This is a genomic window from Streptomyces malachitofuscus (assembly GCF_055571035.1).
This window is the reverse complement of sequence record NZ_JBVIGA010000002.1, coordinates 229,845-253,166: the sequence shown is the minus strand read 5'-3', so window position 1 is coordinate 253,166 and position 23,322 is coordinate 229,845. Positions and strand designations below refer to the sequence as shown.

Annotated in this window: 26 protein-coding genes; 1 reads left to right on the top strand and 25 read right to left on the bottom strand. The window is 70.1% G+C overall.

All coding sequences use genetic code 11. The features are described from left to right. Positions 1-42 precede the first annotated feature (42 nt). Both ACZ44S_RS03650 and ACZ44S_RS03645 read right to left on the bottom strand, forming a co-directional pair. Positions 43-1,182, bottom strand: a complete 1,140-nt coding sequence (locus ACZ44S_RS03650) for an NUDIX hydrolase (protein ID WP_285514792.1) — start codon at positions 1,180-1,182, stop codon at positions 43-45. Positions 1,183-1,243: 61 nt separating this feature from the next. Then, the gene (locus tag ACZ44S_RS03645) at positions 1,244-3,178 is read right to left on the bottom strand and encodes an ATP-binding cassette domain-containing protein (protein ID WP_435834900.1); all 1,935 of its coding nucleotides are present in this window, start codon (positions 3,176-3,178) and stop codon (positions 1,244-1,246) included. A 446-nt stretch (positions 3,179-3,624) separates the two neighbouring features. Here ACZ44S_RS03645 and ACZ44S_RS03640 point away from each other — a divergent pair, with 446 nt between their 5' ends. Next, positions 3,625-4,185 (top strand): NUDIX hydrolase, encoded by a 561-nt coding sequence (locus ACZ44S_RS03640; protein WP_285514790.1) that lies wholly within the window; start codon positions 3,625-3,627, stop codon positions 4,183-4,185. A gap of 143 nt (positions 4,186-4,328) precedes the next feature. Here the strand turns inward: ACZ44S_RS03640 and ACZ44S_RS03635 are convergent, their stop codons facing one another. The 23 genes from ACZ44S_RS03635 to ACZ44S_RS03525 all read right to left on the bottom strand — a co-directional run bounded on the left by ACZ44S_RS03635 (position 4,329) and on the right by ACZ44S_RS03525 (position 23,322). Next, positions 4,329-4,961, bottom strand: a complete 633-nt coding sequence (locus ACZ44S_RS03635) for a mycothiol-dependent nitroreductase Rv2466c family protein (protein WP_285514789.1) — start codon at positions 4,959-4,961, stop codon at positions 4,329-4,331. A gap of 43 nt (positions 4,962-5,004) precedes the next feature. Further along, on the bottom strand, positions 5,005-5,682 hold the full coding sequence (locus tag ACZ44S_RS03630) for a 3'-5' exonuclease (protein WP_285514788.1): 678 nt from the start codon (positions 5,680-5,682) through the stop codon (positions 5,005-5,007). Between the two features lie 97 nt (positions 5,683-5,779). Further along, a complete protein-coding gene (locus ACZ44S_RS03625) occupies positions 5,780-6,748 on the bottom strand; it encodes a phosphoribosylaminoimidazolesuccinocarboxamide synthase (RefSeq protein ID WP_285514787.1) in 969 nt (322 codons plus the stop codon). Positions 6,749-6,776: 28 nt separating this feature from the next. Further along, the gene (locus ACZ44S_RS03620; RefSeq protein WP_285514786.1) at positions 6,777-7,496 is read right to left on the bottom strand and encodes an HAD family hydrolase; all 720 of its coding nucleotides are present in this window, start codon (positions 7,494-7,496) and stop codon (positions 6,777-6,779) included. A gap of 53 nt (positions 7,497-7,549) precedes the next feature. Continuing rightward, entirely contained in the window at positions 7,550-8,320 is a 771-nt protein-coding gene (locus ACZ44S_RS03615) for a dTMP kinase (protein ID WP_285514785.1), read from the bottom strand. 76 nt (positions 8,321-8,396) lie between these two features. Beyond that, positions 8,397-9,509, bottom strand: a complete 1,113-nt coding sequence (locus ACZ44S_RS03610) for a DegT/DnrJ/EryC1/StrS family aminotransferase (RefSeq protein ID WP_285514784.1) — start codon at positions 9,507-9,509, stop codon at positions 8,397-8,399. Continuing rightward, the gene (locus tag ACZ44S_RS03605) at positions 9,506-10,540 is read right to left on the bottom strand and encodes a radical SAM protein (protein ID WP_285514783.1); all 1,035 of its coding nucleotides are present in this window, start codon (positions 10,538-10,540) and stop codon (positions 9,506-9,508) included. Before ACZ44S_RS03605 ends, ACZ44S_RS03610 begins: the two co-directional genes overlap by 4 nt. Continuing rightward, a complete protein-coding gene (locus tag ACZ44S_RS03600) occupies positions 10,530-11,252 on the bottom strand; it encodes a nucleoside/nucleotide kinase family protein (RefSeq protein WP_466924138.1) in 723 nt (240 codons plus the stop codon). The genes ACZ44S_RS03605 and ACZ44S_RS03600 overlap by 11 nt, the downstream gene beginning before the upstream one ends. Then, positions 11,249-12,067, bottom strand: coding sequence for a class I SAM-dependent methyltransferase (locus tag ACZ44S_RS03595; protein WP_285514781.1), 819 nt, complete (start codon positions 12,065-12,067; stop codon positions 11,249-11,251). The genes ACZ44S_RS03600 and ACZ44S_RS03595 overlap by 4 nt, the downstream gene beginning before the upstream one ends. Continuing rightward, positions 12,057-12,578 carry a phosphoribosyltransferase gene (locus ACZ44S_RS03590; RefSeq protein ID WP_285514803.1) on the bottom strand — a complete coding sequence of 174 codons (522 nt, stop codon included), beginning with the start codon at positions 12,576-12,578 and terminating at the stop codon, positions 12,057-12,059. Before ACZ44S_RS03590 ends, ACZ44S_RS03595 begins: the two co-directional genes overlap by 11 nt. A 39-nt stretch (positions 12,579-12,617) precedes the next feature. Then, a complete protein-coding gene (gene folE, locus ACZ44S_RS03585) occupies positions 12,618-13,256 on the bottom strand; it encodes a GTP cyclohydrolase I (RefSeq protein WP_285514780.1) in 639 nt (212 codons plus the stop codon). Between the two features lie 45 nt (positions 13,257-13,301). After that, positions 13,302-14,048, bottom strand: a complete 747-nt coding sequence (locus ACZ44S_RS03580) for a 7-carboxy-7-deazaguanine synthase QueE (RefSeq protein WP_285514779.1) — start codon at positions 14,046-14,048, stop codon at positions 13,302-13,304. Beyond that, positions 14,045-14,455, bottom strand: a complete 411-nt coding sequence (locus ACZ44S_RS03575) for a 6-pyruvoyl trahydropterin synthase family protein (RefSeq protein ID WP_285514778.1) — start codon at positions 14,453-14,455, stop codon at positions 14,045-14,047. The genes ACZ44S_RS03580 and ACZ44S_RS03575 overlap by 4 nt, the downstream gene beginning before the upstream one ends. Positions 14,456-14,532: 77 nt before the next feature. Continuing rightward, entirely contained in the window at positions 14,533-15,108 is a 576-nt protein-coding gene (locus ACZ44S_RS03570; RefSeq protein WP_285514777.1) for a DUF6624 domain-containing protein, read from the bottom strand. Further along, complete coding sequence (locus tag ACZ44S_RS03565) at positions 15,105-15,677, bottom strand: hypothetical protein (RefSeq protein WP_285514776.1); 573 nt, start codon at positions 15,675-15,677, stop codon at positions 15,105-15,107. The genes ACZ44S_RS03570 and ACZ44S_RS03565 overlap by 4 nt, the downstream gene beginning before the upstream one ends. A 74-nt stretch (positions 15,678-15,751) precedes the next feature. Further along, complete coding sequence (locus ACZ44S_RS03560; RefSeq protein WP_285514775.1) at positions 15,752-16,231, bottom strand: LuxR C-terminal-related transcriptional regulator; 480 nt, start codon at positions 16,229-16,231, stop codon at positions 15,752-15,754. Positions 16,232-16,252: 21 nt separating this feature from the next. Continuing rightward, entirely contained in the window at positions 16,253-17,485 is a 1,233-nt protein-coding gene (locus ACZ44S_RS03555) for a cytochrome P450 family protein (protein WP_285514774.1), read from the bottom strand. Positions 17,486-17,499: 14 nt separating this feature from the next. Next, a complete protein-coding gene (locus ACZ44S_RS03550; protein ID WP_285514773.1) occupies positions 17,500-18,678 on the bottom strand; it encodes a cytochrome P450 in 1,179 nt (392 codons plus the stop codon). Then, positions 18,675-19,277 (bottom strand): GTP-binding protein, encoded by a 603-nt coding sequence (locus tag ACZ44S_RS03545; protein WP_285514772.1) that lies wholly within the window; start codon positions 19,275-19,277, stop codon positions 18,675-18,677. Before ACZ44S_RS03545 ends, ACZ44S_RS03550 begins: the two co-directional genes overlap by 4 nt. Next, complete coding sequence (locus ACZ44S_RS03540; RefSeq protein WP_285514771.1) at positions 19,255-19,611, bottom strand: DUF742 domain-containing protein; 357 nt, start codon at positions 19,609-19,611, stop codon at positions 19,255-19,257. Before ACZ44S_RS03540 ends, ACZ44S_RS03545 begins: the two co-directional genes overlap by 23 nt. Further along, on the bottom strand, positions 19,608-20,018 hold the full coding sequence (locus ACZ44S_RS03535; protein WP_285514770.1) for a roadblock/LC7 domain-containing protein: 411 nt from the start codon (positions 20,016-20,018) through the stop codon (positions 19,608-19,610). The genes ACZ44S_RS03540 and ACZ44S_RS03535 overlap by 4 nt, the downstream gene beginning before the upstream one ends. Next, positions 20,015-21,478, bottom strand: coding sequence for an ATP-binding protein (locus tag ACZ44S_RS03530; protein ID WP_285514769.1), 1,464 nt, complete (start codon positions 21,476-21,478; stop codon positions 20,015-20,017). The genes ACZ44S_RS03535 and ACZ44S_RS03530 overlap by 4 nt, the downstream gene beginning before the upstream one ends. Beyond that, on the bottom strand, positions 21,478-23,322 hold the full coding sequence (locus ACZ44S_RS03525; RefSeq protein ID WP_285514768.1) for a glycoside hydrolase family 15 protein: 1,845 nt from the start codon (positions 23,320-23,322) through the stop codon (positions 21,478-21,480). Before ACZ44S_RS03525 ends, ACZ44S_RS03530 begins: the two co-directional genes overlap by 1 nt.

The window sequence follows — 23,322 nt, the reverse complement described above, 5'->3', positions numbered from 1 at the left end:
GGTGCGTGAAGCGGGGCGAGTCGAGGCGTGTGATCGTTCGGGTCAGCTCAGCCGCATCCCCTCCGCAGAGATCTCCTCGATGGCGGCGGAGCGAGCGGCGGGCAGGCCCCACCGCTCGCGTGCTGTCTCCACTGCGAGCTGGGCTTGCCGCGCGCCGGGCGGGCCCCATCCCAGCAGCGCGGCTGCCTGGGCGGGGGTGGTGAGCAGGCGGGCCAAGGGGTGGCCGGTGGCGGGGTCGACGGCGGCCGGTCCGATGGCGGTGACCCGAGCGGCCAGGCGGAGCCGGGCGTTGGGCCCCACGCCGCCGTAGACTTCGCCGGTCTTGTCCAGCACCCAGCCCAGTCGCACCGGATCGGTCAGGGTGAGCTGGGCTTCCTCGGCGGCTTCGCGGTGCAGGGTGTCCTCGGGCGCCGCGTCGGTCGTCTCCACGGTGCCGCCGGGCAGCATCGGCAGCGCGCCCCGCGGGCCAGGTTCGGCCACGAGGACCACCCGACCGTCGGGGACGAAGCACCACGCCCAGGCTTGCTGCACGGGCAGCCGCCCGGGGATGGGGCCGCGGTTGAGAGGGCTGTCCCACAAAGGCCGGTAGCGGACGTGTACGTCATGGCGGTCCAGCGCCGGGACATCAAGGATGTGCCGGCCGTCGGCGAGGTGCGCGGTCGCGCTGTTCCCGAGCCGGGCACGGTAGGCGGCGAGCATGATCTGCCCGTCCACGGGTCGCAGCCGCTGCGCCGCGTCCCGGGTTTCCAGGAAGACGAACTCGGACAACTCCTCGCGCGGCAGGCGGATCGCCTCCACCTGGTCGGGGGTGAGGGTTCCCCCGTCGAAGACGAACCGGACCTCTCCGGGGCCGGGCGTGCCGGGCTGAAGGTCGGGGTGGTGCGGGGAGAAGGAGTGGACGGCGAGCACGGCCGACAGGGGCAGGTCCGCCAGGCCCAGTTCCTCGGCGATCTCGCGCCGGCAGGTGACGTGCGGGTGTTCGCCGGGTTCGACGACGCCTCCGGGCAGCAGCCACGAGTCGTCCTTGCGGTAGGTGGGGTGCACCAGCAGGACCCGGCCGACCTCGTCGGTGATGATTGCGGCGGCGCCGAGCCACGCCGCATGCCGGGAAGCGGCGTACTGCGCTGCGGGCAGCGCCGCACGCGGTGCGACGTGATTCGAAGGGGAGGCGGGAGAGGTCACGTGGCTCGGCCTTTCGACAGGGTGGACGGGCGGGTGCACCGCGCGGACGGTGGAGCGAGGGTCAGGTGGTGTCGCCGCTCATCCGGCGCTGCAGCTCCCACAGGGTGCGGAAGAGACCGGGCTGCTCGGTGAGTTGGGCGTAGGAGCCCTCCTGGACGATCCGCCCTTCGTCCAAGACCACGATTCTGTCGGCGACGGCCACGTTGGTGAGGCGATGCGTGATCAGCAGGATGGCGCGGTCCTTGGCCAGTTCGCGCAGGCCGGCGAAAATCCGGTGCTCTGCACGGGCGTCGAGTGCGGCCGTGGGCTCATCCATCACCAGCAGCGCCGCCTGCCGGTGGAACGCGCGCGTGAGGACCAAGCGCTGCCACTGCCCCCCGGAGAGCTGCTGTCCGCCGAACCACTCGCTGGTCAGGAGGGTGTTCAGGCCCGAGCGGAGGCCCGGCAGCATCTCCGCGGCGCCGGACGCCTCGCATGCGGCGAGCAGGGCCGCGTCGCTGGTGTCGCCCTGTCCGAATGTGATGTTGTCCCGCATAGTCAGCGGCAGGTACGTGAACTTCTGCGGCACCAGCGCGACGTGCTCCCACGCCCTCCACGGGTCCAGGTCCGCCGTGGAGGCGTGATCCCAGGCCACGTCGCCCTCAGTGGGCAGCAGCAACCCGCACAGCAGGCGCGAGAGGGTCGTCTTGCCGGAGCCGTTCTCCCCGACCAGCGCCACGATCTCCCCGCGCCGCACGTGCAAGGAGACGTTGCTCAGGCTGTCCTTCGGGGCGCCGTCGTAGCGGTAGGTGACGTCGCGGACCTCGAAACGCTCCGGGGCCGCGGTCACGGGCGAGGTGCCGCGGGAGTCGGCCATGGCCTGACCGTGGGCGTTGTCGAGGAAGTTCTGCCAGTCCTGCACGTACCAACCGGTGCGCACCAGGCGGGCCCCGCCGTTGATGATGCCGCGCACCGAGCCGGTGGCGGTCTGGAGAGCGAAGACGGCACCGCCGCCAGCCGCCAGGCTCATCCGCCCGGAGGCCAGGAGCCACAGCAACGCCGCCCACACCGCGGTCGAGGCGATCCCGCCGACCACTGCTCCGGCCAGCCCCATCCATGCACCGGTGTTCGCGGCCGTACGTTCGGCCGCGTTGACCGAGGCGGCCAGCCGCCGGTACCGGCCGATCAGGAAGGGACCGGCCAGGCAGGCACGCATCTCCTCACTGGACTCCATATAGGCCATGTGCCAGCGCAGCTTGCCCAGCATCCGGCGCCGCCCTGAAGTCTCCAGCCCGGCGAGGTAGATCACTCGGGCGGAACGGACATAGGCAGCGGCCTGCGGCAAGCACGCGAGGAAGAGAAGGGGAAGGAGCACGGGGTGCAGGACGGTGAGGACGGTGGCGCCGGCCGTGAGCGTGGCGGTCGCCGCGAGAACGTCCTGTGCTTCTTCGACGAGGTCGGGGGTGACCTGGGCGCCGCGGTCGGCGATGTCGTAGGCGTCGTTGTAGCCGGGCTTATTGTTGGCGGCCAGTTCCGCGCCGAGCGCGGCCTCGAGCATCGTCAGCTCCGCGGCCCGGCCGAGCACCGGGCGCAGACGGCCGGTCAGCCAGACGACGGTGATACCCAGCAGCGCCCGCAGGCCGGCGGCGGCGGCGATCACGGCCAGTTGCGGGGCGGCGTCCCACAGCCGCTCCGTGATGTCGCCCGAGGAGATCAGCGCGGTGATCGTGCCCGTGACGGCCAAGAGGCCGAGGGCCGCGAGGACGCCGGTCCCGATCTGGCAGGCGAGGAGCCCGGCCGTCGCGACCTGGTCCACCCGCCAGGCCATCTTCAAGGACCGCAGCACCAGCGTGGGTAGCCGCCGCGCCATCGTGATGGTCGTCATCTGCGCACCGGCCTGGAGCCTGGACGTGTCCCGGTACAGGAACTCCTCCTCGTGCGCCGAGCTCGCATCGTCCGCAGGACTCGCCTCCGAAGCACCTGCGCTCGACTGTGCGGCTGTGCTGCTTGAGGTCAACGTGGTCCCCCTATTGGTTGGTCGCGGCTGGTTCGCGAGGCTCAACGACTCAGCCGGGATATCGAACACGTGTGTTTCGGTCGGATGTGGAATCCCGGGATGGAGCGGGTGGCGGAGCATGGAGGATGCATCGACCCGCCTCCTGCAACAGGAGTGCGAGGATCGGGCGTTGGCCGAAACGCCGACGGTGCGCCTTGTCGTGCGCGATCACGGTCTCCGGGTCGGTGTGGCAACACGCGACAAGATCGGTTGAATGTCGGAATCGACGCCTCCTGACCCGAGCGATGGGAGCGTCGACGCGCACCGGCGTAGGCCCAACTTGTAGAGTGCGAACCTTCTTGTACGCCACGTGCCTTCTATGGAGCTGACTGTGTTAGCGCTCGTTGCTCGTATCCGAGCAGTCGGTCATGGAGAGCTTCGCTCTCAGGCTGGTGTGGAGGTGACCTGTGGCGATCAGTGATTCGGATATCTCGGGTGTCCTGGCCGCCTACCTTGAGCGCTACCCCGAAGATGCCGGGCAGCTGTCCGAGCCGTTGCGGCTCCTGGCTCAGGGCGGAGACTTTGCCTCGCGGCGGAGTTTCCCGATGCACGTGACCGTTGGCGCGCTCCTCGTCCGTGACGGCACCGAGATCCTGCTCATCGAACACCTCGCGTACGGGATCACCCTGCAGCCTGGCGGCCACCTTGAGCCGACGGACACCACACTGGTAGACGCGGCGGTGCGTGAGTTGACGGAGGAGACCGGCATCGACCCTTGCCAGGTCTTTCCTGTTTCGTCGGCTCCCGTCTACATCGAGTACGGCAGAGTGCCGGCCCGACCGAAGAAGGACGAGCCAGAGCACTACCACCTGGACATCGGTTACGCCTTCACGACGTCTCGTGCCGAGATCGGGTGCATTCAGGAGTCCGAGGTGACCGGGGCCGGGTGGTATCCGATGGCCCTGGCCGAGCGTCTTGTCGGGCACCGCATCGCGCGTGCGGTCAGCACGCCAGCCCAGTCTGGCTAACCCAGGCCCTCGGTAGAAGCGGCTCGCGGGCCTGGGGCGCGCTGGTCGGGGCTCTCGCTTCGTCGTTCGTCGTCCTGCCGAACCGGTCGCGGGAGCCGTGACGGTCGCACCCTCAGCGGACGTTGGCGTCGCCGTGGGTGCGCTCATTCGAAGGAGGGTTTGCTGTCGCGGCTTCGCTTGAGCTCGAAGAAGCCGTCCGTCGCGGCGACCATGACCAGGCCGTCCCAAAGCTGTCCGGCGGCTTCACCGCGGGGGGCCTTCCTGAGCACGGGGCCGAACAGAGCCGTTCCGCCGACGCGGAGAACGGGTGTCCCGACATCAAGGCCGACCTCGGTGAACGCCTCGTCGTGCGAGGTCCTGATGAGCTGGTCGAACTCCGTGCTCGTAGCGGCTGAGGCCAGCGAGAGAGAAAGGCCCGTCTCGGCGAGTGCTTCGGTGATCAAGGTGGGATCTTCGCGCCGCCTCTGATTGTGAAGCCGGGTGCCGATTGCGGTGTACAGCGGGCCGAGGACGTCGCGGCCGGCGTGTTCAGCGGCTGCTGCGCAGACCCGCACCGAGCCCCATGCCTTCTCCATCAGTGCGCGGTAGTCGTCGCTGAGCCCCTTGCCCTCGCGCTGTTCGAGGTTCAGATAGGCCAGCGACATGATCCGCCAGTCAGCACGAACCGGTCGGACTTGCTCGACTTCCAGGAGCCAGCGCGAGGTGACCCATGCCCAGGGGCACAGGGGGTCGAACCAGAAGGGGGCCTCGTCGAGTTCCGGTTGTTCGTTGATCATTGTATTGAGCACCGTCCTCGCTCAGATCGGTTGTGTAAATGCCTCATCTGTCTGGCGGCTGGAAGTCGAACAGCCCGGCTTGGATGGGCAGGTTGAGCTTGGCTGTGCGCCCTGCGGCCTTCACCAGGGCCGCGAGGTCGTTGAGTTGTGCGTTCTCGTCCGCGGCGCTGATGAGTTGGAGGAACACCTGCGCGGTGACGTCGACGTCGGCGTAGGCCCTGTGCCGGTCCGCCGGCTGCTTGATGCCGAAGTGCGCGAGCAGTGTGTCGAGCTTGTAGTTCGGCAGCCCCGGGATGAGGTGCTTGGCCAGCGGGATCGTGTCGAGGAAGTCGGTTCGAGCCAGCGTGGGGCAGTGCTCCGCCTGGTTGTGGATGACGTTGGCTTCGGTGGCCGCGTGCTGAGCCACCAGCAAGTACGAGTTGCCGGCCGTGAGCCGTCGATCGAGCGCCCCAAGTGCCTCGGCCGGGGTGGGGGCCTGATGAAGCTGCTCGGCCGTCAGGCCGGTCTGCGCTGTGTCTGCTGGTGTCACCGGGGCGAACGCGGGTGGCCGGATCAGGGACGCAGTGCGGCCGGTCTCCTTCCACGCGCCGTCCTCGTAGCGCAGTGCGAGAGCGGCGACCTCGATTGGTTGGGCCGGGTAGCCGGTGGGGGTTGTGGTCTCGAAGTCGATGACCACGAACGTCGTCGCCTGGAAGGCCGTGTCCTTGGTCAAGTCGCCCATGTGGTCACCGTTTTCGTGGGTTCCGTGGTGCCGCCGGCCCCGGCTTGCGTCCGCGTCGAGCAGAGCATGCCCGAGCGCCGGCTGCCGGGAAGTGCGTTCACCGGCTGATGAGGTCGGCGACAGCCTGGGTGGCGGCCTCCAGGTCCGGGGCGTTCCAGTGGCGCTCGCCCGTCCAGGTCTCGCTCAGGGAGCGGTAAAGGTCCGTCATTACCGGCAGGAACTCGGGCGGGAGAGGCGTCGGCTGCGGCCACTGGCTCCTGGGCACGCCGTCGGCGATCAGCCTGCTGACCGGCACCTCGTGCCCGTTGTCCACGTACCAGTCCCGCAGGACCTGTTTCCCGCAGTGCACGCCGTTGAACATCAGGCGGCTCTCGTCCGGCGTGCCGGGGCTGTCGGCGAGCACCAGACCCGCGTCGCTCGCCACCAGGTACTCGACCTTGCCATCGCAGTGGTTCAGTCCGAGCCCGTGTGCGTGCCGGGTCAGCACCTCGTTGACCTTGGCGGTGATCTCGTGCATGGCGTGGAACTGCTCATCGTCCAGGCCAGCGAGGCGCTGGGCCTCGGAGGAGGCGATGAACCGGTTGACGGCGTCCCGCGTCGTCGCGTACTCGATGAGCGGTTGCTCCAGCGTCTCGCCGACCGCCGGGATCGCACGGAGACCGATCTCGGCCGGTGTCAAGTCACCGGCGGCCAACCGCCGGTGGACGGAGCTTCCCGGTGGAAGCTCGTTACGGAAGAGGACCTGGAGGGGGATGAGATAGTTGCCGCGGCTCGGGGTGAGGGGGCGGGCAGCTAAGTCCGGGAGGCGCGCGAGTGTGAACTCGATCTGGTTCGGGGCGATGAACCGGCGGAAGTGGGTTCGTACGCCGGCCTCTTCCAGCATCGTGAAGTTGACGACGGCCATGCGGCAGATCGCTTCGCCCTTGCCGGGGATCGGGTCCGGCATCCTGCCGTAGTGGAAGACGGTGTAGTGGTCGGTGTATTCGAAGATGCCGACGCCTTCCTCCGTCGCGGTCGGTGGTTCGACGACGTGCAGGTTCTTGGTCGAGTTCAGGACGGGCATCATGCTCCTCTGGGCCGACGGCGTCGCGCCGTCATCGGGTGTGATCTGCGGGCCGGGGCATCGCCGTGGCCCCGGCGGACGCCGTTCCGGGTTCGCTGGATCGCGCTCTGCCGCGCGGTATCTGCGTCCCGGTTGGCGGGGCGGCGCTCTCGGACGCTTCTTCGGCGACGGGGGCCAGGTGGCCGTCGATCACGGTGATCACGTGCATGCCCGCCGCGCGGGCGGAGGCGATGCCGTCGGGGGCGTCGTCGACAGCGAGGCAGCGACCCGGTGCGACGCCCAAGCGGCGGGCGGCCGTGAGGAACACCCCTGGGTCCGGCTTGCCGTGTGTGACGTCTTCGCGTGTGACGACGGCCGCGAAGGCTGTTTTCAGGTCCAGGGCATCGAGTCCCGGGTCTACGAGCCGTCGGCTGGCGGCCGACGCAACGGCGCAGGGCAGCCCGGCTCGGCGGGCCCTGTTCAGGAGCGTGACGACGCACGGGATGGACGTGATCGTGTGCACCGAAGCCAGCAGATGGGCGCGGCTGTGCCGGATGATCTCGTCGTGGGGCAGCGTCTGGCTGGCGGGCAACACTGCCAGGAGGTCGTGGATGGATAGGCCGACGTGCCGGCCGTACCAGTCGGGGTCTAGGGCGACGCCGTACGGCTGCAGGGCCGCGCGCAGTGCGTCCTCATGCCCGCGCCTGGTGTCGGCGAGGGTTCCGTCGAAGTCGAGGACCAGGGCCTCGACCTCCTTGTCGATTGCAGGCACGCAGCTCCCCGCAGCGCGCCCGCCGGAGCAGAGCTGTGACCGGGCGGCCGTCCTCATGCCGCCTCCGCGGTGGTGCGCTGCCCGCAGCACATGCACGCCGCGCCCGGGCCCTGCCACGGCTCCACCAGGCAGCTCAGGCCGTCGCCGGCGCCTTGAATCCAAGCCCGAATCTGCTCGGCCGCCTCGTACTCGTCGATGTGGCGCCGGTCCACGACCCGGTAGCGGACTCGATCGGTGGCGGCGAGACGCTCGAAGAGCGCGCACGCCTCGCGCATGAAGTCGGCCTGCTCGGCGGTGAAGACGCACCGGTCACGTCGCTGCGCGCGCTCCAGGGCCTTCGAGGCGTCGTCGGTGACGAGGATCGTGAGGTCCGGCAGCGGCCGGTAGGAAGAGGCGAGGTCCAGCAAGGCGATCGCGGTCTGGAGGGCGGCGTCCGGGTCGTCGGGATGCAGCAGCAGCGCCTGGCACACCGCGGTGGTGTCCACGCTGCGTCCCTCGATGACGGCGAGCCCGCCGGACAGCGAGGGGAGGACCGTGTCCAGGTCGTGCCGCTTGATGGCCATCAGGAGCAGTGCCTCGGTCATCGGTGTGCCCCCGCGCAGGAAAGGGTCCGGTGCGCTGGCCTCGTACAGCGCGCGGAGCAGGGCTCCGCCCAGGCCAGGGCGCCCGTTGGCCCACTCGGAGAACTCGTCCAGCATCAGCGGCTTGGTCTCAAGGGTTTCGACGGCGCGGTTGGTGAGGTACGTCTTGCCGACTCCGTTGAGGCCCTCGGCGGAGATCAGCGGGCCGCGGTTGCAAGGGGGCCCTACCGGTGTGATCGTCATGCTGCGATATCCCTTCGGGGGCGAGGCCGGCGGGCCAGCGGGAGCACTCCGGGCGGCGGGGGCTTCGGGGAGTTGGTCACTCGCGCCATGCGACGGCCTCCCGGGTGATGACGGCGGCGTAGCGGTCGAACACCGCTTCGTCGTCGCGCTCGGTGAGGACGAGAGCGAGGGTGCGGTCCAGGATCTGGGCGGCACCGCGGCACGGTGTTCGGTCGCCGCTGGCGAACATGGGCCGGGTGTCGCACGGCACCAGGCGGAAAGTGCCGGTGGAGCTCGGCACTCCCAGCTGGGCGAGGTACTCGGCGAAGGCTCGGGGATTCGGCAGGCCGATGTGGAGGAGCGGGGCGTAGTGGTTCCACGTCTCGTCCGTCGCTGGCTGGAGAGGAGTGAGACCGGGGGCGCTGGCCAGGGCGTGGAGCAGGTAGGTGGCCTGGGCGCGGCGGCGCTTGAGTAGGGCCTGGAATCTGCACAGGTTGGCCTGGGCGAGCGCAGCGAGCGGCTCGGCCAGACGCCCGTTGAGCGCGAGCCGTTCCTGGGGTCGGCTACCGGGCGGGGGCTGGAGCCAGTGGCTGCGGAAGGCCCGGGCGTGGGCGGCTAGAGCAGGGTCGTCGGTCAGGATGAAGCCGCCCTCACCACTCCAAAGGATCTTGCCGTCCTTCATGCTGAAGCACCCAGCCGCGCCGACTGTTCCAGCCGTGACGCCGGCACGCGACGTCCCCGCGGCCTGGGCGGCATCCTCGACGATGGTGAGCCCCCGCTCGGCGGCGAAGGCTCGCAGGCTGGCCGGGTCGCCCATCCTGCCCCACAGGTGCACCGGGACGATCGCCTTGGTCCGGGCCGTGACCTTGGCGGCGGCGTCGGTGTAGTCCAGGTCGAGGGTGTCGGGGTCACTGTCGACGAACACAGGGGTGGCGCCGAGCTGGACGACCGGTGCGGCGGTCATGACGACGGTGAGGGCCGGCACCAGGACCTCGTCGCCCGGCCCGACACCGACCGCGGACAACGCGGCGTGCAGCGCCGTCGTGCCGGAGGACACCGCGACCGCATGCCAGCTGGCGAACGCCTGCGTGAGGTCCTGCTCGAACTGGGCAGTGAACGCGTCGCCGGCGGGGTTGGGCATGCTGGCCAGCGCGACCACCATGCCCTCGCCGAGACCCTCCGCCGGGAAGAGCGATGGCAGGCCGGTCACGGTGCCTCCCGGGCGAGGAGGCGGGGCACGCCGAGCACGAGCGGGCCCATGTTCACGCAGTCCCGGGAGAAGTGGGGGCAGTCCGTGCACGCCGGACGGCCGGCGAACAAGGTCCGCGCGTCGGCGCCGACGATGGTGCGCTGCTCGCCGGGCGGTGTGGCGGCGATCCGCCGGTCGGACGGGCAGTCCCACAGCGAGCCGTCGGGCTGAATGAAGAACAGCTGGGCCCCGCCGAAGCAGTCCGCGACCCGGCCGCTGTCCTGGGTGGCGATCGAGGCGACGAACTGCCGCATGTAGGTGAGGTCAGGGAGCGTGAGCCCGCGGGGGTCCTCCTGGAGACGGCGCAGTTGGTCCTCGACCGCGGGGACGTCCTCGGGGGTGTGGCACCGCTCGGCGAAGAGCTTGTGGTCGGGCGGGAGGGAGATGGGCTGCGGGACGTAGTAGTCGACGCCGACTGCGGAGGCTAGTCGGGCGACGTCGGTGATCTCCTGGGGGCGGTCGCGCATGACCACGGTGTAGATGCCGACCCGGGGGCCTGGCCCGGACCCTCGCTCGTCCAGCAGGGTGCGGATGCCGGCCAGGACCTCGCGGTGGCCAACTCGGCCGGACCGGGAGGGACGCAGCCGGTCGTTGGTGGCCGCGTCCGCGCTGTCGAGGGATACCGAGACCCCGTCGACCCCGAGTTCGACGAGCCGTCGGGCGATGCCGGGCCGGGTGAGCGGCACGCCGTTGGTCGCGACGACGACCTGGCATCCGGCTTCCTTGATCGTCTTGATCAGGCTGAGGGTGGGCAGCCAGTCCAGCGGCTCGCCGCCGGCGAGGATGACCCGTTCGACCGGCGAGCTGGCCAGGGTCTGCGCGAACGCCTCCATGACGGTGCGGTCGAGGTCGCGTACGGGGATGTGGGACAGCATGCCCAGGCCCTCGGGGAGGGCCTTCTTGTGCTCGTCCAATTCCCCGAAGTAGCAGTGCGGGCAGCCGAAGCTGCAGGGGGAGCGCAGGGCCCACAGCAGGGTGATGTCACGAGGCATGGTCGACCTCCCGGTGCGCCACGAGGGCGCGGACGGCGTCCTCGACGGCCTTGCCGGTCTCCTCCGGGCCGTGCCCGGTCACGTCGAGCACGGTGAAGCGGTCGGGCTCGGCGGCGGCCAGCGCCCGGTATAACTGGTCGGTCTGCTCGATCACCTCCAGTGCGCTTGCCGGGAGGGTGCGGCCGATCCGGGCGGCGAACCGGGCCGTGCACACCTCGCGGTCGCCGGTCAGCAGGAGTGTGGCGTCCGGCATCGACCGCCACTGGCGGGCGGTGGCCAGGATCTGTTCAGCCACCGTCCGGGCGGGCGTGGCCCGGTGCTCGGCGTGCAGGATCGCCCCCTGGGACAAAGCCACGCTGTCCACGCCGCGGTCCTCGACGATCACGTCCACGCCGTCCAGCAGCTCGGGGGTGAGGCGCTCGACCTCACGGAACTTCAGCGCCAGCAGCGCCAACGTCTCCACGACCGGGTGCCCGGTCCGCAGGCAGATGTCCCCTGCCGAGGCTAGGGCGGCGATTACCTGGCCGGGCAGGGTGTCGGCGGCCTGGTCGGTCAGCTCGTCCAGCCGCAGGCACCGCGAGCCGAGGGACGCGGCCGTCGCCCGGACGGCGGTGGTCTTCCCGACCCCGTTGATGCCCTCCACGCTCACCCACAGCGGCCGACCCGGTTCCTCCCAGGCGCGGCGGGGCCCGGGAACCGCGGTGGCGGTCACGCCGGCCTCCGGCACACGAACAGCAGCTCGGTCGCACGGTCGGGCACCGCCACGGAAGACACCGTGTCCAGCAGTGCCTTTGGCACCCGGGCGGCCAGGTCGCGGTACCAGTCGACCGCGTCGGTCCCGTACCGCTCGGCGAGCTCGACGGCCACCTCGTCCGGCTCGGGTGGCAACAGCCCCATCACGTCGTCCACGACCAGGCCAGCGGCCTCGACGGCGTGGACGACCTCGTCGCGGGACCACTCGTACACGTGGACCCGGTACTGAAGCGGGCGCGGCGGCGGCCCGAACGCCTGCGGCGTGGACAGGTACAGCACTCCGCCGGGGGCGAGCGCGGCCCCCGTGGAGGCCAGGCTCTTCACGCCGAGCTCGTACGGCAGGTGCTCCAGCGCCGAGGTGTACAGCGCGACGTCGAACGGCGGCAGCTGCGGCCACGGGTCGGACACGTCGCACTCGACGAAGTCGACGGGGAACGGGCTGCCGTAGTTCTGGCGCAGGACGGCGAGCCGTGTGCTGGCCTCGGCGAGGTTGTCCGGGCTGATGTCGAGGCCGACGTAGCGGCCGATCTTCGGCGCGTACCGGTGCAGCAGCGGCAGGGCCAGCCCGCGCCCGCAGCACACGTCGAGCACGCTGGCGCCGTCCGCGCACCGCTCGGTGACGATGAGGTGCTGCATCAGGTTCATCAGGCCCGACGGCTTCGCCTCACCGAGGCTGAGCGCGGTGTAGAAGTCGTCCATCTGGTTGGTGCTGTACGGGCCGATCATTGGCGTGCCGGGCCGGGTGCGGTACTGCGCGTCCTGTTCAGCGCCCATGCTGTCCCTCCCAGGGGAAAACGATCCAGGTGTCCTTCAGCGAAACGATGTAGTCGATGACGCGGTGGGGCTCGTCCTCCTGCACCCAGTTGGTCCGGTTCACGGTGAGGACTGCGGTGCGCACCCGGGCAGGGCCGAGGTCGCGGATCATGTCCGCCGTGTAGGCGAGGGTTGCGCCGCTGCCAGCGATGTCGTCGACGAGCAGCACGTCCAGGCCCGTCAGGTCGCCGAGCGACGCGGCGTTCCGGGCGGTCGGCAGCGTGGTCTTGGCGGCGTTGATGCCGTCACTGGTGGTGTGGGTGACCTCGACGGTCCGCACGTCGCGGATACCGAGACGATGGGCGAGCCACACGGCCGGGATCATGCCGCCGCGGACGATGCCCACTACGGCCTGCGGCACCCCGCCGGCCGTCACCTGCTCAGCGAGGGATTGTGTTGCGGCGCCGATGTCGTCCCACGTCAGATACAGGGGGGTGGGCCGGTCAGCGGCGTGCGTCAACGGCGTGGCCATCTGCTTCACCTTCTTCTTGGTCTGGTTGCCGGTCGGGGATCAAGTCGCGTTCCACTGGGCGGCGGCGAAGGTGAGGAACTGCTGGTTGAGCACCGGGTCGCTTTTGAACCGGCCGCCTATGTGCGCCGTGGTGGTGCGGGCGGCCTCCATCCGCACGCCGCGCATGCTCATGCACAGGTGCACACCGCGTACGGCGACGGCGACGTCCTCGCGTCCGATGACGTCGGTGAGGTGCTCGGCGACCTGGCGGGTGAAGCGTTCCTGGACCTGGAGTTGGCCAGCAAAGTGCTGGGCGATGCGCCCGAACTTCGACAGGCCCATCACCTCGCCGTCTGGCACGTATCCGGCGGTGACCTGGAGGTTCATGGGCAACATGTGGTGTTCACAGAGGGACCACACGCTCATGCCGCCCACGATGACCAGCTGACCGTCCAGCTGGGACTCGGTGAAGCAGGCGGCCGTCGAGGCGTCGTCCGGAGACAGGAAGGCGCTCCACCAGGCCGCTACGCGGTCCGGGGTACCGACCAGCCCTTCGCGGGCGGGGTCCTCGCCCAGCTCGACTATGAGCTGGGTGATCAGGTCGGCGACCCGGCTGCTGTTGATGGCCGTGGCGCGTCGGCCGGGCGCGGGGACGGCGGCGCTCACGGCCGCCTCGGAGCGGGCGACAGAGGTCGTCATGGGCTTCTCTCGCTTCCGGGGACTGGGGATCGAATGGGGTGCTTATCAGCGGCCTCGCGCGTCCGCGAAGGCCAGCACGTGCAGCCGGGTGGTGAAGTGCCAGTGCCGGGCAGCCACTGCGTCCGCGAGGATCCGAGTCGTTGCTGTGATCGCCTCGGCGGTGGTGCCCTCCGGCATCACCCACACCGGCGCCAACCGGTGCGCGTCGGCCAGTTCGGCGACCCGGTCGAGGTCCGCTACCGAGGACGCGACGAACTTGAATGCCGCCTGCCCGGATACCACGAACGCCTCCAGCGCGGCGGGCACGATGCTCGTGGCCTCCTCCACGCCGAAACTGGCGAGCTTCGGCGAGACGTTGAACCGGACTCCTTGGACCACAAGTTCGGGAGAGGGCGCGATGGTGCCGTTCGTCTCGAACTCCACCCGCTTCCCGCCAGCCAGCAGCTCCCGGACGAGAGGCACCAGGCGCGACTGCTGGATCAGCGGTTCACCGCCGGTGATCACGACCAGCTGGACCGGCGAGGACACGGCCCAGGCCACCAGGTCCACCACGGACTGCTTCGTCGACTCCTCGCGGGGGTCGAAGTGGGACCAGTCCCAGGTGTACTTCGTGTCGCACTTCGCGCAGGTCAGGTTGCACCGGGACAGGCGGATGAACAGGGCAGGGTGCCCGCAGCTCGGGCCCTCGCCCTGGAAGGTCGGCACCTCGACGCCGAAGCACTCCGCGACGATCAGATGGTGCTGGGTGTTCCCCGGCACCGTCCCGATGGTGATCGGCTCAGGCGTGGTCACTGCCCCTCCACATCGAAGCGGGCCCAGCTGTTCCCGGTCTCGCGGACGAGGACGGCAACCAGGCGGCCGGGGATCGTCGGCTGGAGATTTTGGATGAACCAGCCAGCCAGGAACTGGGCCAAGCGCTCCGAGGTTGGCTCGAAGGGGAGGATCTCGTGCAGGTTGCGGTGGTCCAGTTCGGTGTCCAGGAACTTCTTGAACGGTGCGAGCGCGCCGAAGTCAGTGACGAAGCCGGGCTCCTCCAAGGAGGGGGCGGAGAGGATCACCTCGACCTCGTAGCTGTGGCCGTGCTGGCGGGCGCACTTGTGCTCAGTCGGCAGTCCTGGAAGCCGGTGGCCGGCCTCGAAGTCGAACCTCTTGCCGATGGTGAAGGCGCCGGACGGCAGCGGAACGGAGGTGAAGTCCATGATCGTCCTTGTGGGTTGGAGACAGGGCGGTCCAGTCGGTCCGGCGTCCCATGTGGACTGGGGCGGACCGTCGTCGGTCATGCGGCCCCCGCGAGCACGACAGTCGGGGAGTCGGAGTCATGGCGCATGGGCGGGAAACGGTGTTGCATCCTCTCCAAAACGACGGCCACTGGTGGGAGCCCTACGCCAGCCCTTCGCTGGTCCAGGGTGCTCGGCTCGCGCAGGGCACACAGCTCGATCCCATTGGCACCGAGGAGATATTGGGTACCGAATTCCTGGTCGTGCCCGTTGTTGATCAGCGCGCGGTCGTGGAGATGCGCCCAGTGCTGGATCCGTGCGTCGTCGCTCTGGACGGCGCGGAACAGCAGGACGGCGGCTGCCCGCTGGAAGTCGGGTTCGTCGTCGGAGTGGAGGGCGATCCTCCAGGCAGCGCGTGCGCCGTCGGGGCCGACGAGGCGGCGGCCGGGCCAGTCGTGGTCGGCCAGGATGCGGCGCAATACCTTGGCGTTGGCGTGGTCGCCGTGCCGGCCCTGGCCGAGTTGGACGGCGTCGAGCTGGTTGCGGACGCGTTGTGCCTGGCGCTTCGCTGACTGCTCCGCCAGGATGATCAGCTCGCGAGCGAGGTCCGGCCGCAGCGGGTCGGCGGCTTTCACACGATGCTCCGCTCGTCCACGGCGGATCGAGGCTCGTGGACCCTGCAGCCGACGAGGGCGCCGAGCCCGGGCCGGTGCTCCGCAGCGAGTTCGAGACGGGCGACTCGTTCGCCGGTCTGTCCGTTTCCGGCGCCGCGCACGTCCCAGCCCATGTAGGTGAGACGGTCCAGGAAGCGGGCGATGGGGTCGGCTTCGAGCGGGTGGCGCGCGAGAGCTTCGGCTCGTACGTGCGGCAGATCGAGGCGGGCAGCGAAGTCGGAGGCCCAGAGAGTGATCAGACGAGTCGTATCGTCGGAGCGGTCGGGCAGCGTGTGGACATGGCCGAGGAAGAGGCACGGGCCCCCGCCCCAGCCGAGGTCGGGCTCACGCTGAAGGATCAAGCAGGCCAGCAGACGGCCGTCCTCGATCAGTCCGGCCGGCTCCGCCTGCGGGTCGCGGAAGAGAGCCGGGACATCGACGCGGGCGGGTACGGGCAGGCCGCGCAGGGTGAGCCAGCGCTGACGGTCCTGGACGAGTGCGGCGGCTTCGGCGCGTTCCGCGTCCGTGCGCAGCGAGCGCATCTCGTACACGGGAGGTAACGCTGCCGGTCGCTGGTGCGTCGGAGCGGTGGACGGCTCGACGGCCGTGGGAACGGGGGATGCGTTCACTGGGTCACTCCGCTCTGCACCGTGCTGGTCTGCTTGGCGGTCAGCAGGTTCCAGCCGTGGGCTTGGACGACCAGGCGAGTGATGTCCGGCGACCCGGTGTCGGCGAGGAGTTGGTCGAGCGCGGCGCGCAGGTCGGCCGGGGCGAGCTTGGCGGCGCGGGCGATGTCGAGGGGCCGAGTGTGCTCGGTGACGGCTTTCAACAGGCTGATCTGCTCGGCGCTCAATTCGGGTGCGGGCGCGTCCGTCGCTGGCGTGGTGATCTCTCCGGCGTCGAGGAGACGGTGCGCGACGACGGCGAGGGAGCAGCGTTCGGGGCAGTGCAATTTCCCGCGCACGTTGCGCAGCGTGGAGTGGACGGTGTTGGCCGTCAGCTGCGTGGCGGCTGCGATCTCGCGGGCGCTCAGGCCCTCCACGACGTGCCGGGCGAGGCGCCGTTCGGACGGTGTGAGGGGTGACGTTGGGGCGGGGGCGGTCATGGTGGTCTTCCTCGGTATCGGTCAGCGGTTCGACGTCGGGCGCAGGCGCACGGGGACGGCGGTGTGTCCGTTGCTGATCAGGCTCGGCAGCCTCCTCAGCGCGGCCCTGTCCGTGGCGAGTTGGGCGTCGGGGAAGCGTTCGAAGAGCAGGCGCAGGGCGGTGGCGACTTCGAGTCGGGCGAGTGGGGCGCCGAGGCAGAAGTGGACGCCGTGTCCGAAGGCGAGGTGTTCCTTGCTGGGGCGGGTGGCGTCGAAGCGGTCGGCGTCCTCGTGCCAGTCGGGGTGCCGGTTGGCGGCGGCGTAGGAGGCGAGGATCGCCTCGCCGGTCTTGATCGTCTGACCGTCCGGGAGGGCGATGTCGGTGCGGGCATAGCGCAGGGGAAGGTGCTTGACCGCGGGCTGGTGGCGCAGGGTTTCCTCGACCACGCCCTCCCAGGTGCAGCGGCCGTCCCGGACGTGGGCCAGCTGCTCTGGCTCGGACAGCAGGGTGGTGATGGCCTGGTCGATGACGTTGGCGGTGGTCTCGTACCCGGCGCTGATCATCAGCAGGAGCGTGTCGCGCAGCTCGGCGTCGCTGAGGGCGGAGCCGTCGCCCTCGTCGTCGCGGGCGGCGATCAGCAGCGAGGTCATGTCCTCGCCGGGCTCGGTGCGCTTGATCTCGATCAGGGCGTCCAGCAGGCCGTACAGGGCGGCGGTGTTCGCGGCTTGTTCCTCGGCGGAGAGGTGGGTGGCAAACACGTTGTCGACCACGGTGCGGAATTCGGTGCGCCGGTCGGCGGGGACGCCCATGAGTTTGCCGATGACTGCGATCGGGAGCGGGTAGGCGAGGTGCTCGCGCAGGTCGGCCACCTCGTCGGCCGGGAGGGCATCGAGGTCGTCGAGGATGCCGTTCACGAGGACCTCGATGTCCGCTTGGAGGGCGGCGGTACGGCGGGCAGAGAGGGCGGGGGCGACCATGCGGCGCAGGCGGCTGTGGTTGTCGCCGTGGGCGGTGAACATGTTCTCCACCGCCACCCACAGGGCCAGCGGCCAGGTGGGGACCGTCTCGGCGAAGGCCGGCCAGTGAGCGCGGCCGTCCTTGGAGACGTCCTTGCTGGTCAAAAGCTGCTTAAGGAGGGCCGGGTCGGAGACGGACCAGGCGCGCACGCCGAGGATGTCCACCACAGTGGCGGGGCCACGGTCGCGCAGGGCCTGGTGTTCGGCGTCCGGGTCGGATCCGGTGGGGTCGAGGACGAGTATCTGCCGTTCGGACACGTTGGGGATCTCTTTCAGCTGGTGGGGAAGGTGACGGGGAGGGCGACCAGCGAGCGGTGGAAGGGGCCGGGGCGCCAGACGAGGCCGTCGCGGTGGCCGTCGAGGTCCATCTCGGGCAGGGCGTCGAGGATGTGGAGGATGGCGGCTTCGGCGATGAGGTAGGCGTGCGAGCTGGCCGGGCAGCTGTGCGGGCCGGCGCCCCAGGCGAGGTGGGCCCGGTTGCCCAGCGGCCGGTGGGCTCCCAGGGCGGGGTCGTTGTTGCAGGCGGCATAGCTGATGACCACCGGCTGGTCGGCGGGCAGCAGGTACCCGCCGATGTCGGCCGGGCGGGGCGGGTAGGTCATCGCGAAGTTCGCGAGTGGCGGGTCGCGATAGAGGACGCTGTCCAGGGCCTCGCGGACGGAGGCGTCGCCGGCGTGCAGGTCTCCGGAGAACTCGCTGTTGGTGAGCATCTCCAGGAGGGTGTTCGTGATCAGGTTGGTCAGGGGTTCGATGCCCGCCCCGTACAGGGTGATGAGCTGTTGGCCCATCTCGATGTCGTCCAGCCGAGCGACGTGGACGAGAAGCCTGCTGGTCACGTCGTCGCCGGGCTCTCGGCGGCGCAGGGCGACGAGGTCCGCCACGGCCTGGGCCATGATCTGGTTGCCGATGGAGGCGTTGACCCCGTCGAAGATCTTCGCCATTCCGTCCGCGATCCGATGGCCGACCTCGTCGGGGCAGCCGAGCAGGTGGCTGAGCGTCTGGAACGCGAGGGGCCAGGCGTACTGGGACAGCAGGTCCGCCTTGCCGCCAGCCTTGAAGGCGTTGATGGTCTGCTCTGCGACCCGTTCGACGTGGCCGCGCAGCGCGTGCTGGTCGACAGCGGCGAGGGCGGTGGTGTTCGCGGCCCGGTAGCGGGTGTGCTCGGCGCCAGCCGAGCGCAGGGCGTTGGGACGCCACTCCATCATCGGCCGTACGGGGCAGGTGTCGGGGACGGACGTCTGCCACCGGCGCGGGTCGGCGGGGAAGCGTTGCGGGTCGCCGAGGATGCGGCGGGCCTCCTCATAGCCGACGACCAGCGTGGCGGGCACGCCCGGGGCCAGGTCCACGGGGACCAGAGGGCCGAACTGCTCGCGCATGCGCTGGTAGGCGGCGTGCGGATTCTGGGCGAAGTCCGGTTCGTACAGGGGGATGCGGCGGGTCGCGGTGCTCACGGTCGGGGCTCCAGACGGTGCGCGAGACGGGCGAGGTATTCGGTGAGCTGGATCAGGGCCTGCATGCAGGACGCTCGCTCGCGGGCATCGCACACGGTCAGCGGCGTGTGTCCCTCCAGGGCGAGGGCCTCGTGGACTTCTTCGAGCGGGTGGCGAGGCGCGCCGTCGAACTGGTTGACCGCGACGGCGTAGGGGACGCCGTTCTCTTCGAGGAGGCCGAGGATTTCGTGGGAGGCGTCCAGGTCGCGGGGGTCGACGAGGACCAGGGCGCCGAGGGCACCGATGATCAACTCCTGCCAGAGGAAGCTGAATCGGGCCTGGCCGGGGGTGCCGAACAGGTAGAGCACGAGGTCGTCGCTGAGGTGCTTGCGTCCGAAGTCCACGCCGACGGTGGTGGTGGACTTGGCAGGCGTGCGGGCCAGATCATCGACGAGGGCACTCGCCCGGGTGATGGTCTCCTCCATGTGGACCGGAGGCACCTCGGAGACGCTGCCGACGAAGGTGGTCTTGCCCACGCCGAAGGCTCCGGCGACCACGATCTTCGCGGTTGCCGTCACCGTGGGCGCGACGAACCGGTCAGGCGTGAGCGCGGAGTCCATGGAGAACCCTTTCGATGAGTGCGGCCGGGGGCCGGTCGTCGTCGTGGCCCTGGGCGAGGGTCATCAGTCCGTGTCCGATGAGGTCGGCGACGAGAATCCGGGTGGTGGAGGGCGGGAGGGCGAGTGCGGAGGCGATCTCGGCGACGGCCAGCCCCCCGCCTTGCGCGGGTGCGAACAGGGCAAGCACGCGCCGTGCGTCCGGGCTGAGGCCGGGACGGGTGCCGGTCGCGGCGAAGACCAGGCTCTCCAGGCGCACGTCCATGCTGGGGCGGGTACGTCCGCCCGTGCGGACGTAGGGCCTGACCAGATCCGGGTCCTGCCGCGGCCTGCTCATGCCAGCGGTGCTTCCGTGCCGTCGGCGATGCGTGTCTGGACGCCCAGCTGTTCGCCCACGCTCGCGGCCAGGCGCAGGGCGGCCTCGCTGATCACACCGATGTCCGCGTGAGGGCCGTCGGTGCGGACGGCGAGCATGGTGTTGTCGCCAGCCGGGATGAGAAGGGAGATGTGGTCGACCGACTCCATGACGAACTGGCGGACGCCCCCGCCTTTCGTCTCCCGGTCGTAGGCCCGCGATGCTCCCCACAGAGTGGAGGCGATGGCCGAGATCTTCTCGGCGCGCTCGCGCGGCAACTGGTCGGTGTAGGCCGGGCTCATACCGTCCGCGGCGACCAGCACGGCGTATTCCACGCCGGCGGTCTCCTCCAGGCTTGCGAGGAGCCAGCCGATGTTCTTGTCGGTCATGCGTCGTGTCCTTGGTCGTTGTCGGCAGCGGGGACGTAGGTGCCTTGCTCGGCGCGGGCGCGCCGGGTGCCACGGGCCCAGGCCGCGATCACGCTCGCCCGACCCGGCTCGGCGTTGGCAGGGCGGGGAACGGGAGCGGGGGCGGGTGCGGCGCGGCGGCTGCGCACCGTGAGTCCACTGGCGGTCGTGCGGGCAGCGGAACGCTCCCGGTCGGACTCCCCGGCCGTCGGTGGGACGGGGGTGAGCGCGGGCTGTGTGGTTACCGGAACCGGGGCGAGCGCAGGGAGCGGGCTGGAAGGGGCGGACGCGAGACGAGCTGGCGGATCTTCCTGTGCCGCCTGCGAGATTGCCGGCGACACCTGGGGTGCCGTGGTGAGGAGGTCCTGGGGCAGGGTGAGGAGCGCGCGGGTGCCCAGCAGGGAGTTGGGCGCCTGGACATCGATGCGGAATCCGTAGGTGCTCGCGAGGGCGGCGGCGACTCGGAACCCGGTCTGCGGGCGGGCGCCGAGCTGCGTGATGTCGTCGGTGCGCTGCCCGGTGAGGATGTCCCGGGCGCTGTCGAGCTGCTCCGGCGTCATCTGCAGGCCGCTGTCGTCCACGAAGACGGTGACTCCGTGGTGGCCCTGTTCGAAGGACACGTGCACTCTCGACTGTGGTGGCGAGAAGCGCAGCGCGTTGTCCAGCAGGAGTGCGAGGGCGTGCACCACAGGCCCGACCACGCGGGTCTTCACCGCGACGGTGAGTTCCTGGGGCTGTACACGCTGGTAGTCCTCGACGTAGCCCATCGCGGCTCGCACCACATCGGTCAGCGTCGTCGTGGGCCAATGCCGGGTCAGCTTGCCGCCGGCCAGAATGGTCCAGCCCTGGGCGACCAGCAGCATCTGCTGCACGGTGTGGTCGATACCGGTCAGCGTCTCGAACGCGGCGTCGTCCTCGTGCTCGCGTACGCCCTCGCTGACCTTGCGGCTTGTCTTAGCGGCCATGCCCACGAGCGCCGACGACACACTGCGCACTGCGGCCTCCGTCGACCGCACGGCAGTGGCACGGACACGCGCGATCTCTTCCTGCGCGGCGGTGTGCGAACGCCGCAACTCCTCCGCCCCGAGCGTCTTCGCCTGCTCGATCTCCTGGTGCGCCGCGTACTGGATGTCGCGGACCACCGCCTGGACGACCCCGGCGGTGCCCTTGACCAGGTTGGTCAGTTGCTCACCGATCACGGTGCCGGCCAGTTCCGGTGCGAGGGCCGGCACCGTGATCCGACCGCCCGACCGATGGATCTCGGGCAGCGTCTCGTCGACCAGCTTCTGCAGGGCACCCTCGGTGGCCTGTTGGTCGCGGGCCAGGAGGTGGGCCTGCCGACGCGTCTTCTGCCAGCGGTGATGGATAACCCAGGCAGCTGCCGCAGCGACTATGGTTGCAGCGGCGAGCACGATGAACATGATGGTGGCGGTCGCGTTCATCAGACACCCACCGCCAAGAGCACGTCATCCTCGGCTGCGGGCGCCCCCGCATCGAGCTGCTGCAACAGGAGCGCGGACCCGATCACCCCAATGTGGATGTACGCCTGCGGGAAGTTGCCCAGTTGTCGCCCAGTGGCGGGGTCGTACTCCTCAGCGAGCAGGCCGAGGTCGGTTCGCAGGGCCAGGAGCCGGTCGAAGAGAGCGTGGGCTTCGTCCAGGCGGCCGGTCAGGGCGAGCGCGTCGACCATCATGAACGAGCAGAGGAGGAAGGTCCCCTCGTCACCGTTCATGCCGTCGAGCCCGATGCGGTCGCCGGCGGTCGGGTAGCGCCGTACGAGGCCCTCCGGGGTGGACAGTTGCTGGCGTACCGCCTCCACCGTCCCGAGTACGCGAGGGTCGTCGGGCGGCAGGAATCCCACCCGGGGGATCAGCAGCAGGGCGGCATCGACCTCCTGGGATCCGTAGGACTGGGTGAAGGTGTTGCGGACCGGGTCGAATCCGCGCGTGCACACCTCCTGGTGGATGGCCTCGCGCAGTTCAATCAGGGCGAACAAATCGGCGTCCAGGGCGCCGGCCTCGACCAGGCGGATGGTCCGGTCGATCGCGGTCCAGGCCATGACCTTGGAGTGCACGAAGTGGCGGCGCTCACCTCGGATCTCCCAGATTCCCTCGTCGGGCGTCTGCCACCGTTCGGCGAGGTGCTCGACCAGCCGCTGGTGCAGGACCGCGGTGTCGCCACAACGGGCCACCCCGCTTTGGTGGGCGAGGTACAGGGTCTCGATCACGTAGCCGTACACGTCGAGCTGCAGCTGGTCTACAGCCCCGTTGCCAATCCGTACCGGGCCGGAGTTCTCGTAGCCGGGCAGCCATCGCAGCTCCCGCTCCGGCAGATCCCGCTCTCCGGTGATCCCGTACATGATCTGCAGGTTCTCCGGATCTCCGGCCACGGCCCGCAGCAGCCACCGCCGCCACGCCTCGGCCTCTTGCCGGTACCCCGTCCCGAGCAGGGCGCCCAGGGTGGTGGAGGCGTCGCGCAGCCAGGTGTAGCGGTAGTCCCAGTTCCGGTCGCCGCCGATCTCTTCCGGCAGCGACGTGGTCGGCGCTGCGACAATGCCGCCGCTTGGGGCGTACGTCATCGCCTTCAGGGTGATCAGCGACCGGACGACTGCTTCCCGGTGCGGGCCGTCGTAGGTGCAGTGGCTCGTCCAGTCCTCCCAGAACGCGAGAGTCTCGGCGAGCGCCGCGTCGGGATCCGGGATCTCCGGCGCGACACCGTGGGAGGGCCCCCAGCTCAGCACGAAGGCGACGCTCTCGCCGGCGGTGACCGTGAAGGAGCTGACGATCGCGCCGTCCTTCTCAACCTGCCCGGTGGACGTGTCCAGCCACAGGGCGTCCCCGTCGCCCTCAGCGATCATGCGTCCGCCCAGCTCATGGATCCACGGGCTGACCCGGCCGTAGCCAGGGCGGGCGCGCAGCGTGGACGCCATGGCAGCCTGGCCAGCCGTTCCCTCCACGATCCGGATGACCTGCGGTGCCCCGTCGCGCGGCGGCATAAAGTCGGTAACCTTCGCACTGCCAGAGGGCGTCGTCCAGACCGTCTCCAGCACAAGGGACTCCCCGACATAGCGCCGCGCGGCAGTCGCACCCGCTCCCCCCTCGTACGCAGCGGCCGGGGCCATGCGCCACGCGCCGTGCTTCTGCGTGCCGAGCAGCGCAGCGAAGAGGGCCGGCGAATCGAAGCGGGGCAGGCACAGCCAGTCGATCGAGCCGTCGTCGCAGACGTGGGCACTGGTCTGCATATCGCCGATCAGGCCGTAGTGCTCGATACGCGGAAGGCGTTTCAT

Bases quoted from the DNA above. Each gene is read 5' to 3' on its own strand.
- ACZ44S_RS03605 (WP_285514783.1), bottom strand. From the start codon at position 10,540: ATGCCTCGTGACATCACCCTGCTGTGGGCCCTGCGCTCCCCCTGCAGC.
- ACZ44S_RS03530 (WP_285514769.1), bottom strand. From the start codon at position 21,478: ATGAACGCGACCGCCACCATCATGTTCATCGTGCTCGCCGCTGCAACC.
- ACZ44S_RS03540 (WP_285514771.1), bottom strand. From the start codon at position 19,611: ATGAGCAGGCCGCGGCAGGACCCGGATCTGGTCAGGCCCTACGTCCGC.
- ACZ44S_RS03545 (WP_285514772.1), bottom strand. From the start codon at position 19,277: ATGGACTCCGCGCTCACGCCTGACCGGTTCGTCGCGCCCACGGTGACG.
- ACZ44S_RS03630 (WP_285514788.1), bottom strand. From the start codon at position 5,682: ATGGGCGACTTGACCAAGGACACGGCCTTCCAGGCGACGACGTTCGTG.
- ACZ44S_RS03615 (WP_285514785.1), bottom strand. From the start codon at position 8,320: ATGACGATCACACCGGTAGGGCCCCCTTGCAACCGCGGCCCGCTGATC.
- ACZ44S_RS03560 (WP_285514775.1), bottom strand. From the start codon at position 16,231: ATGACCGCCCCCGCCCCAACGTCACCCCTCACACCGTCCGAACGGCGC.
- ACZ44S_RS03595 (WP_285514781.1), bottom strand. From the start codon at position 12,067: ATGGGCGCTGAACAGGACGCGCAGTACCGCACCCGGCCCGGCACGCCA.
- folE (WP_285514780.1), bottom strand. From the start codon at position 13,256: ATGACGACCTCTGTCGCCCGCTCCGAGGCGGCCGTGAGCGCCGCCGTC.
- ACZ44S_RS03635 (WP_285514789.1), bottom strand. From the start codon at position 4,961: ATGATCAACGAACAACCGGAACTCGACGAGGCCCCCTTCTGGTTCGAC.
- ACZ44S_RS03590 (WP_285514803.1), bottom strand. From the start codon at position 12,578: ATGGCCACGCCGTTGACGCACGCCGCTGACCGGCCCACCCCCCTGTAT.
- ACZ44S_RS03625 (WP_285514787.1), bottom strand. From the start codon at position 6,748: ATGATGCCCGTCCTGAACTCGACCAAGAACCTGCACGTCGTCGAACCA.
- ACZ44S_RS03525 (WP_285514768.1), bottom strand. From the start codon at position 23,322: ATGAAACGCCTTCCGCGTATCGAGCACTACGGCCTGATCGGCGATATG.
- ACZ44S_RS03575 (WP_285514778.1), bottom strand. From the start codon at position 14,455: ATGGACTTCACCTCCGTTCCGCTGCCGTCCGGCGCCTTCACCATCGGC.
- ACZ44S_RS03535 (WP_285514770.1), bottom strand. From the start codon at position 20,018: ATGACCGACAAGAACATCGGCTGGCTCCTCGCAAGCCTGGAGGAGACC.